Here is a 13,597-nt window from a genome sequence, read left to right as displayed (position 1 = left end):
GCAATTTATAGAGTGGAGAAATCCACTCTTTTTTTGAAGGGATATTCATTTCCCCTCTCCATATTTTCCACGATAATCAACGTATCAAAGTATGTTCCAATGAAAAACTAGGAGGTGCAGTCAGTAAACTGGCAAGCGTTGTTTGAACCACAAATTTTATTTCGTGGTGAAGAATTATTTGAAGAAGATAAAGTAATTTCATTTGAAATAAAGGGTAGTGAGATTTTTGCTGAGGTAGAAAGTTCTGCTGGGGAAGTCTACTACGAAGTTTATCTTCGTTTGGATCAGACAAAGCAGAGTCTAGTAGCGATGACTTGTGATTGTCCCTACGCAGAATCTGGTCGGCACTGTAAGCACGCAGCGGCGACGGCCTTTTGTTTTTATGCGACAAATAAAAAAGAATACTTACAGCAAGCTTCTTATGAAGAAGTTTGTCTTTAATTCGTAATGTAGAGGGTAGTGAATTACGAGCATTTTTATTAGCTGAAATGGCTCACACTGTAGCGTTACAGGCGGCTTTTTTACAACGCTTTGGTAAAAAAAATCGGCCTACAGGGGAGAATCAATTTGAATTTTACCGCGAGAAAGTGCAAGATATTTTTGATACGTATGCTGATTATGATGGTTTTATGGATTATGAAGTAACGGGTGAGTTTGAAGCTGATATGACTGATTATCTAGCAACAGAAGGGGAAAATTTGATTGCTAGTCGGAATTTTGCGGCGGCTTTTGAATTAGGGCAAGCTAGTTATGAAGTACTGCACGAAATTGATATTGATGATTCTAATGGCGTGATGCTAACAATTCTGACTTATATCACTGAATTGTGGGAAGAAGTCATGGAATTTGCTACTGCTAAAGACATAGAGCCTTTTTTTATCTGGGCTACCCAACGATTAAATAACAAAGAAGACTTTTTTACAGAAGACTTAATTGCGGTTTTGACCAATTTAGGTGAAGAAAAATTGGAATTTGCCCCTAGAATTGTCAAATTTGCGGATGAGAAAATGCAACAGATAGAAGCAGGGGGTGAGTTTGCCTATACTTTTGTGCTGTGGTTGGAAATAAAGTTGAAATTTGCGGCCAATGAAAAAGAACGTGAAAAGGTGTATCAAAAATATTGGGATTCACCCAACGTGCGGAATTTTAAGGCAGATATTTTATGGGAAAAGGGCAAATTATCTGAAGTTGAAAAATTATTACAGGAAAATTTAGTAATTGATCAAGCTGCCCCATACTGGTTGAGTGAGTGGCACGAACTATTGAAAATATTGTATTTGCAAATGCAGGATATCCCAAAGTATGAAGGGGAGTTGTGGGCATTACTGTTAGTTCACAACAAAGGTTCTGAATCGATTTTCCTTGAAATGAAAAATCATTTTGGGGCTGAAAAATGGCCAGCGGTAAAAGAAAAAATTTATCAAAAGTTAGCAGATTCAAATGAGATTGAAAAGTTATTCGCGCTGGAAGCAGATTGGCGTTTGTTATTGGACCACACGAAACAAACGGGGAATTTTGAATTAGTCTTACGACATGCGGAGGAAATTAAAGCAGCGTTTCCCAAAGAGTTAATTCAAATTTTTACTGAGGTCATTAGAGCAGAGGCAAAAACAGCCGATACGCGGCCGAAGTATCAGCAAATCGCGCAAAAATTACAGAAATTGAAAAAAATTACTGGTGGCATTGTGGCAGCCAGTCTTTTAAAAGAGGAATTACTGCAAAAATATCCTCGGCGTAGTGCCATGAAAGACGAATTGCGTCGTGTGTAGATGTGTGTCATAAGAACCAATAAATAAACCTCTAAACTAAACGTAGCAGAAAAAACGATTTTACCCCTCGTATTTTCTAACACATTTAGTTTAGAGGCTTTTCATTCCAAACCAACGAATATCCCTGCTCTTTTGCGTAACAATTATTACGCAAAAGTTCGCGCTAAAATTTTTCAAAAAGATTCTGCGTCAAAATTTCCGCCCAAATTTCCCAACAATATTTTCCCATGAAAATTCTGCAACAAAACACCGCAACGTCAAAATTTCCTGTCAAAAATAACTTCCTCTAAAACACCTTCCGCAAGCAATCGGCTGCTAGATACTTCTGGTTTACTTCGCCTGTTTGCCACAAGAAATCTGCTAATAATTCAAAATCTTTAGCCGCATAATTGTGCTGTTCTTCAAATGTGAAGTGGCGCAAGTTTTCGGCGGCTTGTGGTGTATAGTGGGCAACTTTTATCGCTTGAGCGCATTTTTCAGTAGCTGATAGAGCGTTGAAGTCTTGGGCCGCGGCTTCTAAGGCACGGTGGAAATTGGCAACTGTTTCGCCATTGTTATCATAAAATTTACGATCAAAGCACCACATCACCATATTTTTGTCCGAATTTTTGGAGTGCCATAAAATTTCAGTATCGGGCTGACTTTTTAAGATGTCTGTGATAAATGGTTCGATGGCAACGAGGCCGTCAATTTTCCCATTTTGCAGCAGGTCCATCCGCTCGTAGGTGTTATCGACCCACACGATTTCAGGCTGGTTGAGGATGTTTTTTAAATCATGAGCCATAAAAAAGGGAAACAGTCCTTTACGGGCGACCCCGATGCGCAGCCCTTTTTTAGGCGCGTCTTTTTTTACTAGCAGTTGAATGGTGCGGGTCAAATCAGTGGTGACGACAGCGTCTTTTCCTTGCTGGCGGTAGTTAAAGTAAAAGGTTAAATCCCCCATCATAGCATCCACATCACCGGCGACAAAACTGCTTTTTTGTGCGAATTGGAAGGTTTCGGCGATGGTTAAGTCAACGGGGACACCAAATTTTTTAAAGTAACCGAGTTTATCGGCAAAAATTACAGGTAACACGAGGGGATTGATTTTATTTTGAACCAAACGGATTTTTTCCATTATAAGTACTTCCTTCCCATGATTTGGATGAAAAATAAAAGGCTCATCCAAGTGTTAAAGTGATAAATCAACAGTAAGGGGCGAGGGCCATATTCTTTGCCCATTTCAGGGTAAACAGCCGGAATTTTCCAATAGTCTTTGTACCAACGTTGCCAGCCTTGGCGGTAAAAAATCAAACAGCCGACTAAAAATTGCCACCAGGGAATGGTTTGCGTTGCCAAAAGAATTACCCAACAGCTAAACAAGAGCAAAAATTCAGGTATCACAAGTAAAATGGCATTGCGAAAACCGATGACGTGAGGCAATGTTACCCGCACGCCGCGATCTTTTTCGTAGTCGCCCACGTTATTGGTGGACATTAAAAAGACGGTTAAAATCATGGGAATTACGCTATATACAAGTAGCTGCCAACTGCCACTGCCAATTTGCACCCTAGCTGCTAAGTAGCAGGCAAGGCCACCGACAAAAAAGCCAGAGACGATTTCTCCTACTGGATAAAGCAGGTAAGGTTTTGGACCTAAGGAATACGTAATTGCCGCCAATAAACCAACTAATCCCCAAGCGAGCAGCCACAAATCTTTGGTGAGAAAAACCAGCAGCAGACCACAGCTGCCGCCAAGGGCAATCATGAGGAGTAAAACAAAGACAGCATCCAAAAATTTGGCATCGCCACGAACCAAGCCCTCGCTCCCTTTGTGATGGGTAAAGGTTGCTTCATTTTCTTCTTTGGCTAAATAAGCGCGCATTTCATTGGCGGTATTGGCGACAATATTAAAGCAAAAGCCGGCAATAAAAAATAAAATCACATATAAAAAATGGATTTCTCCCGTTAAATATGCGCCAAAAAAGCTCCCGCTTAAAACCGGCAGTCCGGTGGCAAAGCCAGTCCGCACTTCCATGACAGTATAAGCACGTTTTGAAAAACCGTGTAAATAGGTTAGAACATTCAACTTTTGACACCTCCTGCCAAACTTTCATAAATATATTTTTGCAATGCTAAAAAGACCAGTAGCATCGGAATAATGCTTAAAATCACCAAGGCACAAATCACTTGCCAGTTGGTTTGATTAGGACCCATAAAGCGGTAAAGGGCAGTAGCAACTGTCCCGTTCTCTGAACCAGGTAAATATAAAAATGGAATATAAAAATCGTTGTAGATGCTAATCATTTTTAAAACGATCACTGTGCCAGTGGCTGGCCGTAATAATGGAAATAGAATTTTGCGATAGATTTGAAAATAACTAGCCCCTTCTAAAAGTGCCGCCTTATCTAATTCAACGGGGATTTTTTCATACATTTGCAAATAGACGTAAATCATGACAACATCTGCTCCCAAATAAATTACAACCGGGGCGATTAGGCGATCGTAAAAACCTAACGCGGTGATAATTTTGAAAGTAGAAATTTGGGAGACGACCATCGGGACCATCGAAATTAGAAAATAAGCCCCAATCACCAGCTTTTTAAAAGGAAAATCAAACCGATTTAAAACATAAGCGACCATTGAGCCAATTAAAACACTGCCGCAGACACCGCAAAAAACTAAAATGAAGGTGTTGATAAAGGCTTGGGGCAGATTGCCAGTGGTAAAAGCCAGCCGATAATTTTCAAAGTGCCACTGTGTTGGCGGGGTAATTCCGCGGGTGGCGTTAAATTCTTGGTAAGTTTTAAAAGAGCCAAAAAAAACGGTCAAAAGCGGATAGCAGCAAATAAACAGCCAGGCAATTAAAAAGAAATATTTACTAGTTTTGGCAATCATTCGCATTTATTTCTCCTCCTTTTGAAAGCGTTGTTGGGCTAAACTTAAGAAAATCACAATGAAAGACATTAAAACTGCTAGACTAGAGCCTAGGCCGACTAATTTTTGATCAAAGGCGACTTTTATTGTTTGGACTAAAAAAGTCGCGGTTCCATTGGCACCATTGGTCATAATCAAGGGGATTTCAAAGGCGGAAACAGCCCCAATGGTGAGTAAAATAAAGTTCAATTTTAAAACGGTGCGAATGTTTGGCAAAATAATATAGCGGGTTTGTTGCCATAAATTGGCGCCTTCTAAACTAGCAGCTTTTTGATACACTTTAGGCAGACCTTGAATGGCGGCAAAATACAGTAAAAAACTCGTTCCTAAATGGCGCCATAAGGAAATAAAAGCTAATGTATAATTGGCCACCGCCGGATCCCCCAGCCATAAGCGAATAAATTTGCCTAAATGTAAAAACTGCAAAAGCTGGTCAAATGAGCCGTCTGGTTCAAAGAACAGGCGGAAAATCAAAGAAGTGGCCACACCACTGATCATAATGGGAAAAACAATCACAGCCTTAAAAATATTTTTGCCGTAGGTTTTTGTCGACAATAAAATGGCTAAAGCTAAGGCTATCATGATTTGTAAAAGACCAGAACCTAAGTAAAAGAGATTGGTTTTAAAAGCCTGAAAATAAACCGGGTCCTGCCAAATGGTGATATAGTTTTTAAAGCCGACAAAGTTTTTTTCAACTGAAAGTCCGTCCCAATCGGTAAAGCTATTGTAAATTAACGTTCCAATCGGCAAGAGGCCAAAAATTAGTAACAATAAAAGCGGTAAAGAGAGAAAAAGCAGAATGGTCTGCTTCTCCTCTCTTTTTAGGCTGCGCTTATTCATGGGCTTTTGCTGCAGCCTCCCATTTTTTCTCTAGGCTTGCGACATAATCTTGATAGCTTTCATTTTGATCAGGGTATAATGCGATGTTTACAGTTTTTTGTAAAACATCCGTTAAGCGGCCAACACCGACTTCATTTGCAATAGCGCTATATGTGGCTTCAATAGCAGGGTCTGTTGCTGGGGCGGTTAAGATGACGTTGTTTTCTTTAATCGCTTTTTGCTGGCTTTCATTTAATTTGGCTTTAACAGGTGTCATGCCGCCCATATCTTTGGCAAAACCAGAAGCAGGATCAATGAAAAAGTCTAGGAAAGCTTTGGCAGCGACTTTATTTTTAGAATTTTTGTTAATGCCAATCACAGAAGGTGCACCAAGAGCTAAGCTGGTTTTACCAGCTAATAAATGTGGAAATGGCATAATGTTGATGGTATCTTTGCTTAATTTTTGAATTGGGGCGACATCTTGGGAGCCACTCATTAGCATGGCGATTTTGCCATCAGCTAATTGTTGTTGTGCTTGTTGGGTTTCTAGGGTAACGGGATCTTTTTCAATTAAACCAGCTTTTGCTAATTCGTAAATAACATCCATGACTTCCCGAATTGGTTGCCCGTCTTTAAAGGCAGTTTTACTTGTCACCATTTCTTTTTTGAAGTCTTCACCACCATAAGAAGACAACGCGCCTGCCCAAACAGCTAAGCGTTGGTAATTGGTATAAAAGGCAATCGCACCAGTTTTTTCTTTAATCATTTTAGCGTCTGTGATTAATTCATCGGTTGATTGGGGTAATTTATCAATGCCGGCCTTTTTGAAAACTGCTTCATTGTAAATTAAACCCAATGAGTTTAAAACAGTCGGCAAGCCGTATGCTTTGCCGTCGTAATCAGCTTCAGTGACGTCCAGATAATCTTTTTCCATCGCTTTTGTTGTGCCTAGCTCTTCAAAGTATTTACTGTAATCTTGTGGTTTGCCTGCCATTGAAAAAGGCACAAAAACAACGTCACCATAATCTTTGGTGTTCATGCGATTGGCGATGTATTGATCGTAATCAGTGCCAGCAGACTCCCATTTAATGTCTGTAATCTCAGGATATTTTTTCTTAAAATCTTTTTCCATTTGATCATAGAGTTTATCTGCATCTGTACGATTGGTGACAACGGTCAATTCACCGCTGACTTTATCGTTTTCTTTTGTGTCTGCTGCTTTAGAATTGCCGCAGGCTGCTAAAAATAAAGTTGCCGCCGCTACTGCCATCCCTAAATAAATTTTCTTCATGTTCTTTCCTCCAATAAAATAAAAATAAATAGCTGTTTGGTCAGCTAAAATTTACAAATCAAAAAAGAGTAGTTTGCTGGTATCAAAAGTAAAATGAACGCGTTGGCCCATTAAATTGCTGGTATCCTGGTATGTTTTGACTGAAAGTATGCTATCTTGCCACGCAAGCTGTAAAATACTGCTGCCCCCATAATACCGAATTTCTGTGACGACCCCTATTTCTAAAGGAGCCGTAAATCCACCATCTTTGTGTGAAATTTCACGAATATGAAGATACTCACTGCGAATGGCGACTAATTTTTTTGACTCCTGGGGAAATTGCTGCTGCAATTTTTGCGGCAATTTACTAAAAGGAAATAAATTAATCGCAGGGCGGCCAATAAATTCTGCCACAAAACGGTTCTGGGGTATTTCATAAACTTCATGGGGTGTACCAACTTGCTGGATAAGGCCGTCTTTTAAAACAATGATACGATCGGCTAATGACATGGCCTCTTCTTGGGAATGGGTGACAAACAAAGTCGTCGCCTGTAATTTTTTATGGGTAGCTAAAATTAAATCCCCCACTTGATCTTGTAATTTGGCATCTAAATTGGATAAAGGTTCGTCCATTAAAAATAGCTTGGGGTTACGCACGATTGCCCGCGCTAAGGAAACCCGCTGTCTTTGTCCCCCAGATAAGTTTTTGGGCAAAACATTTACTACCTCTGTCAAACCTAACTCTTTTGTTACCCAGTCTAATTTTTCTTGTCGTTCTTTTTTTGCTGTTTTTCGAATTTTCATGCCAAAAGTAATGTTTTCTGCCACCGTCATGTGGGGAAATAAGGCATACTCTTGAAAGACTAACGCCATATCGCGGTCTTTAGGTGCCAATTTTGTAATTTCTTGGCCAGCTAAAGTGATTTGCCCGCTACTGGGTTCTTCAAAACCGGTCAAAATATTTAAAAGCGTCGATTTTCCACTACCGCTGGGTCCAACAATGGCAATAAATTCACCTTTTGCCACATCTAAAGAAAAATCTTGCAGCGCTTTTGTCTTTTTATGGGGATAAAGCTTGCTGATATTTTGGATTGATAAATAACTCACAGCACAACCTCCTGTTAGCTGAAATTCGCCTCACCAAGCTTACACTTTTTTTGTTTATGCGTCAAAATACGACAAGCAAAATAAAATATGTATGAAAAAAAACTGAGAAAAAATAAAAATATATTGTCATTTTATTGCGTAATTATTTGTAGCGAAGAATTTAATGAGTAAAAACACGCTACACCAAATAATAATTGCGGTGCACTAAGATGAGTAGCTTTGAGGAATAGCTTTTTAGTAAGAAACGGAAATTTTCAATAATTTTTGCGCAAATCACAATCCAAAAGATGTTAGACTACACCTCAAGCTTTAAGAAGTTTTCACTTATGGTCAAAGAAGCTCCTTTTAGCACAGCATTTATACGCAAATAGGAATTTCAGACAAATGAATGTCCCAGCACTTTATCTGCTAACCATTCGCCGAATTCTTACAACCTTTTTTTACAAAGTTTTCCATGTTAAGATGAGTGACAAGAGAAGCTGAATCAAAAGCCGTAAAAAGTAGTGAGAAGAGGATTATACGTGGATGTTTTAACACAATTATTAAAAGAAAAATTTGGCTATGAAAGTTTTCGCGCAGGTCAATTGGAGTTAATTCAAAAAGTTTTGAAAAACGAAAATGTGCTGGGAATTATGCCAACTGGTGGCGGCAAATCCATTTGCTATCAGCTGCCGGCTCTTTTATTAGATGGCTTGACGTTAGTTGTGTCTCCTTTAATTTCTTTAATGAAAGACCAAGTGGATGCATTAAATGAAATGGGAATTGCGGCAACTTTTGTCAACAGCAGTCTGTCACAAGAAGAAGTGAGTGTGCGGCTAAAAGATGCTGCTTACGGAAAATATAAATTGGTTTATGTGGCACCGGAACGATTTGAGATGTTTTCTTTTAAGCAATTGTTGCAACAAGAAAAAATCAGTCTCATTGCAGTGGACGAAGCCCATTGTATTTCCCAATGGGGGCACGATTTTCGCCCCAGCTATTTGCAGTTAGCAAAAGAGATTAAAGCATTGCCTCAAAGGCCGGCAGTTATTGCGCTAACGGCTACGGCAACGCCCCAAGTTGCGGCAGATATTGAAAACAGTTTAGAAATTCCAGCTAACAATAAAGTACAAACCGGCTTCGCGCGGGAAAACTTGGCTTTTCAAGTGGTAAAAGATGCCAAAGACAGCTATTTATTAGAATACTTACGGGTCAATGCCAATCAAGCGGGTATTATTTATGCCAGTACGCGAAAAGAAGTTGAGCGGGTGTATCACTTGTTGAAAAGCAAAAAAATTGCGGCCGGCTACTACCATGGCGGTTTAACAGAAGCAGCCCGCACTAGAGCACAAGAGGCTTTTTTATTTGATGAAATTAAAGTGATGGTAGCAACCAACGCTTTTGGCATGGGGATTAATAAAAGTAATGTCCGTTTTGTCATTCATGCGCAAACGCCGGGAAATATTGAATCTTATTATCAAGAAGCAGGACGTGCAGGGCGAGACGGCTTACCCAGTGAAGCGATTTTGATGTATGCGCCCCAAGATTTACAGGTACAGCAATTTTTTATTGATAATTCCGATATGGAGATTGATTATAAGCAAAAAGAATATTTGAAATTGCGGGAAATGAGTCAATATGCCCATACTGAAATGTGTCTACAGCGGTATATTTTACGCTATTTTGGCGAAGACGGTCCTGAGTGTGGACATTGTAGTAATTGCTTAGACGAACGGGCAGTTGAAGAGATTACCTTAGATGCGCAAAAAGTGTTGTCTTGTGTAAAGCGCATGGGAGAACGCTTTGGTAAAGCATTAATTAGCAAAGTTTTGACCGGCTCAAAAGATCAAAAAATTACCCAATGGCATTTTGAAAAGTTATCCACCTATGGATTGATGAAAGACTGGAGTCAAAAAGATGTCAGCCAATTGATCGACTTTCTAACGGCAGAAGGCTATTTAACGCCAACGGAGGGACAATTTCCTTTGCTAAAAATTTCAGCTACAGGTAAAAATGTGTTGTTGGGTCAGCAAAAAGTGATGCGCAGAGCACAAGTAGTGAAAAAATTGGCACCAGATAATGAACTATTTGAAAAGCTGCGGCAATTACGTTTGGAATTAGCCTCAAAGCAAAATTTACCTCCTTATGTTATTTTTTCCGATAAAACTTTGTATGAATTAGCAGAAGTTCAGCCCCAAACTACATTAGAGATGTTGCAAATTAAAGGGGTGGGAGAAAATAAATTGGCGAAATATGGCGAAGCCTTTTTGGAAGTATTACAAAAATAAGCTTTGTTTATAACGAAGTAACCAAATTTGATTTAAAACTCTGGTAGCAACATTTTGAAAGTAAACAAAAAGTTCCCATTTTGACTTTTTAGTTCCTATCTTTAAAAATGTCGCCTACAGGAGTTTTTTTGTTCAAAAATCTTAATTTGTGTAGTAATGAAGGAATATAGAAATATTTTGTGCTTATTTTTGAGAGCGGATCATTGATAGGAATTTTTTTTAACGAAGTTTAGCTGTAAAAAATTTAGTGCTTTATGAAAAGTAACAGCATAAAGATTGCGATAATAGAAGTAGGGGTGTAGAATAGTTTTCCGCTTACAAATAGCGACACAAATGCAAATTTAGGAGTGGTGTTCGCATCGACACACAAGCAGAAGAAATGTATTTGAAAAAAGTTTATCACGCCTTGCAACAAGAACAAGAAAAATTGACTGAAACTTTAGCACAAGGGCAAAGTGCTGGGATTGCTGCTTTACAAGAGATGGCCCAGGATGTGCGGTTAAATTTTGATAATTTTGCTGATAATCTGGATACCTATGCCCAATTGGAAATGAAAAATCGCGAAATTGACCAACTGAACTTAAAGCAAGAAACCGCAGCAAATCGCCTCGCGCAAGTGGAACGTTTATTGCCCCAAGCCTATTTTGGTAAAGTTGCGGTGGATTATTTCGACAATGAAAAAAGCCAGCCTTTTTATATTGGCATCAATGGTTTTAGTTCGGAGAATGAAAATTTAGTTTATGATTGGCGTTCTCCAATTGCTGAGTTATTTTATAATAACGTTTTGGGGAAATCCCACTATTTGGCTAATGGAGCAGAAATTTTTGTTTCCATCGATTTGCGGCGGCAGTTTGTCATTGCCTATGATCAGTTAAAGCATTATTTTGATACCAATATCGCTATTGAAGACGACGTTTTACTTGCGGCACTAGAAAATAGTGCCACTGAGCAGATGCAAGCTATTACAGCCACGATTCAGCAAGAACAAAATGTTATTATTCGTGATCTGGCTGCTGAAATTATTTTGGTGAACGGTGTTGCAGGAAGTGGAAAAACTTCTACGATTATGCAGCGGATCGCCTATTTACTTTATTCTTTCCGCCAACAAATTAGCGCCGATGACGTGTTGATTTTATCCCCCAATGATAAATTTATTCAATATTTATCCCACGTCTTGCCGGCCTTAGGTGAGAAAAATCCTCGGAATTTGACGTGGCGTAAGTTACTGGTGTGGCAGTTAGATAAAGAGTTGGAAACAGAAAGTGATTACTTTGAGCGGATTACGAAAAATGACGTTTCTGACCAGACAGAAATTCTCCGTAGTCGAAAATTTGCTGAATTTGTTGCCAATGGCAGTTCTATTTTGCAACAGGGGAATTATTTTCAAGCAATCACACTAAAGAAAAAAGTGATTATTAAAGCAGAGTTATTAGCCGAAATGTTTGCTACGACGCCACCAGAGGCAGGTTTTGCCGAGCGACTTCAAGGGGTAGCAGCCAAATTAAATAGTTATTGGCAGCGACGTTTGTTAAAGCAAGCGCAGAAAAAAGCGTGGCAAGATCGTCTCTTAGCCTTATCGGAAACGCAACAACAAAAATATTTTGGACACCTATTGCAAGATGAGTCACCTAAAACACTACAAAAATATACACACAAGCTGTTGCAACAAAAATTTGCTGCTGTCACGGCACAAATTGCCGACTTTTCGTGGCTCCAACCAGAAAAAATGTTGGCAGATTTATATCAAGCCTACACCAATGAAACCTATTTGGCCGCAAAAGTAATGACTGTCGATGAAGCGACGATTGCGTTATTCATCCAACACCGTTTTATCCAAGCCAGCTCGCTTAGCCGGATGCAATATGTTTTAGTAGATGAAGTGCAAGATTATACACCGGCGCAAATTTTTCTACTAAGCCAATTGTTTAAAGCCAGCCGTTTTACTTTAGTGGGAGATAGCAACCAAGCAATTTTTAATACAAATACGGACTTTGCGACGATTGCGGCGATCTTTGAAACTTCTAAAAGACAAGTTACCCGCTATGATTTATTAAATAGCTATCGGTCCAGTGGTGCAATTACAGCCGTCTTCCAGCAATTAGCAGCCCAAGAAAACTTTACTATTGTGCCTGTGCGTCCCAAAGGTAAAGCAGTGACAGTAAAACACCTCGCCAAACTTTCAGATTTAAGAAACATAATAAATGAAATGAAGCCTGTGACGATTATTACGAAAACACAAAAAGAGGCCGATGATTTAACTAAATGGTGGCAAGGTCAAAATGCTGCTTTAAAAAAAGAAGCTAAGGCAAGAGCAGAAGTCACTATTTTACCAATCAGTTTGGCTAAAGGCTTGGAATTTGATCGCGTAATTTTGTACAATACCACAAAAGAAAATTATGCTAACGATCGCGAACGTAAAATGCTATATACGGCAGCCTCCAGAGGAATGCAGGAGCTTACGATTACGTATTTTGACGGATTAACACCATACCTTAAATTTCTAGCCTAAAAAAATCCGCTGTCAAAACACGTTTAAGTGCTTTGACAGCGGATTTTAAGTTTTTTTGAAATTCTATCCTGTCTTGTTACTTGCGAGCTTTCCGGTGCATTCAGCTTTTCTATGATCTAGCTTCATGCACCAGCTCTCTGCGGTAACAAGCCAAAATCTTGAGAAATTTGGGGAACAATTTATCAAGATCCTGTCTTGTTACTTGCGAGCTTTCCGGTGCATTCAGCTTTTCTATGATCTAGCTTCATGCACCAGCTCTCTGCGGTAACAAGCCAAAATCTTGAGAAATTTGGGAAACAATTTATCAAGATCCTGTCTTGTTACTTGCGAGCTTTCCGGTGCATTCAGCTTTTCTATGCTTCGGCGTCAAATTTTACTGTGACGTTGCCGTTGATGGCTTTTGTATAGGGGCAAATATTTTCGGTTTCTGCCATATATTTTATGGTGTCTTCTTTACTTAAGCCTTCAATTTTGCCAATTAGAAGGACTTCTAAATGCAAGGTGGTAAAATCTGGCAAGTCGCCAAGCAAGCTGACTTCGGCACGGATTTCACGTTTTTTATCACCTAAACCATCACGTTCTAGTGGAAATTGCATTGCGCCGTTAAAACATGCGGAAAGACCAGCGGCAAATAATTCTTCAGGGTTGGTATAACCTTCTTTTTTTACACCTGTTGTTAAGACATCCAAAGACCCTGTGACAGATTTACTTTCTCCTTCGCGACCACCTGTGTTAATCACTGTTGAAGTTGACATTTTTTTCATCTGTTTTCCTTCCTTTCAAAAAATAATGCTTTAAACATTTGCAACGATAAGGCGTTTTCACCTTCAAATTAACCGTATCACGATTGTAAATAAAAACAAAATGAAGTGCTTGTGTTTTTTTTGTTGCAAATACAATAAAAATATTTTAAGATAAACTTATCGCTAAACTGAAATGAG

The 13,597-nt window shown here is 39.2% G+C and carries 11 protein-coding genes; 4 read left to right on the top strand and 7 right to left on the bottom strand.

All coding sequences use genetic code 11. The features are described 5' to 3' along the window. Positions 1-114: 114 nt before the first annotated feature. The gene (locus tag AC6R0T_RS12680) at positions 115-441 is read left to right on the top strand and encodes an SWIM zinc finger family protein (protein WP_303754192.1); all 327 of its coding nucleotides are present in this window, start codon (positions 115-117) and stop codon (positions 439-441) included. Beyond that, a complete protein-coding gene (locus tag AC6R0T_RS12675) occupies positions 432-1,769 on the top strand; it encodes a hypothetical protein (protein WP_303754191.1) in 1,338 nt (445 codons plus the stop codon). Before AC6R0T_RS12680 ends, AC6R0T_RS12675 begins: the two co-directional genes overlap by 10 nt. A 286-nt stretch (positions 1,770-2,055) precedes the next feature. Here AC6R0T_RS12675 and AC6R0T_RS12670 read toward each other — a convergent pair whose 3' ends face one another. The 6 genes from AC6R0T_RS12670 to AC6R0T_RS12645 form a co-directional block, all read right to left on the bottom strand. Then, positions 2,056-2,886: an ABC transporter substrate-binding protein gene (locus AC6R0T_RS12670; protein ID WP_303754190.1), complete on the bottom strand. Its 831-nt coding sequence runs from the start codon at positions 2,884-2,886 to the stop codon at positions 2,056-2,058. Continuing rightward, entirely contained in the window at positions 2,886-3,836 is a 951-nt protein-coding gene (locus AC6R0T_RS12665; RefSeq protein WP_303754189.1) for a prenyltransferase, read from the bottom strand. Before AC6R0T_RS12665 ends, AC6R0T_RS12670 begins: the two co-directional genes overlap by 1 nt. Beyond that, on the bottom strand, positions 3,833-4,651 hold the full coding sequence (locus AC6R0T_RS12660; RefSeq protein WP_303754188.1) for a carbohydrate ABC transporter permease: 819 nt from the start codon (positions 4,649-4,651) through the stop codon (positions 3,833-3,835). Before AC6R0T_RS12660 ends, AC6R0T_RS12665 begins: the two co-directional genes overlap by 4 nt. Further along, the gene (locus AC6R0T_RS12655; RefSeq protein WP_242595805.1) at positions 4,652-5,455 is read right to left on the bottom strand and encodes a carbohydrate ABC transporter permease; all 804 of its coding nucleotides are present in this window, start codon (positions 5,453-5,455) and stop codon (positions 4,652-4,654) included. It lies immediately after the preceding gene. Positions 5,456-5,516: 61 nt separating this feature from the next. After that, on the bottom strand, positions 5,517-6,794 hold the full coding sequence (locus AC6R0T_RS12650) for an ABC transporter substrate-binding protein (protein ID WP_303754187.1): 1,278 nt from the start codon (positions 6,792-6,794) through the stop codon (positions 5,517-5,519). Positions 6,795-6,845: 51 nt separating this feature from the next. Continuing rightward, positions 6,846-7,880, bottom strand: a complete 1,035-nt coding sequence (locus tag AC6R0T_RS12645; RefSeq protein WP_303754186.1) for an ABC transporter ATP-binding protein — start codon at positions 7,878-7,880, stop codon at positions 6,846-6,848. 521 nt (positions 7,881-8,401) lie between these two features. On the opposite strand from AC6R0T_RS12645, the gene recQ reads away from it, so the two are divergent. Together recQ and AC6R0T_RS12635 are read left to right on the top strand one after the other, a co-directional pair. Beyond that, entirely contained in the window at positions 8,402-10,147 is a 1,746-nt protein-coding gene (gene recQ, locus AC6R0T_RS12640; RefSeq protein WP_230711140.1) for a DNA helicase RecQ, read from the top strand. Between the two features lie 379 nt (positions 10,148-10,526). Beyond that, positions 10,527-12,656: a HelD family protein gene (locus tag AC6R0T_RS12635; RefSeq protein ID WP_303754185.1), complete on the top strand. Its 2,130-nt coding sequence runs from the start codon at positions 10,527-10,529 to the stop codon at positions 12,654-12,656. A 353-nt stretch (positions 12,657-13,009) separates the two neighbouring features. On the opposite strand, the gene AC6R0T_RS12630 is transcribed toward AC6R0T_RS12635, so the two are convergent. Further along, a complete protein-coding gene (locus AC6R0T_RS12630) occupies positions 13,010-13,420 on the bottom strand; it encodes an Ohr family peroxiredoxin (RefSeq protein ID WP_206903261.1) in 411 nt (136 codons plus the stop codon). Between the last annotated feature and the right edge of the window lie 177 nt (positions 13,421-13,597).

It is taken from the genome of Enterococcus sp. S86.2, from assembly GCF_059834485.2.
This window is presented reverse-complemented; position numbering and strand designations above follow the sequence as displayed.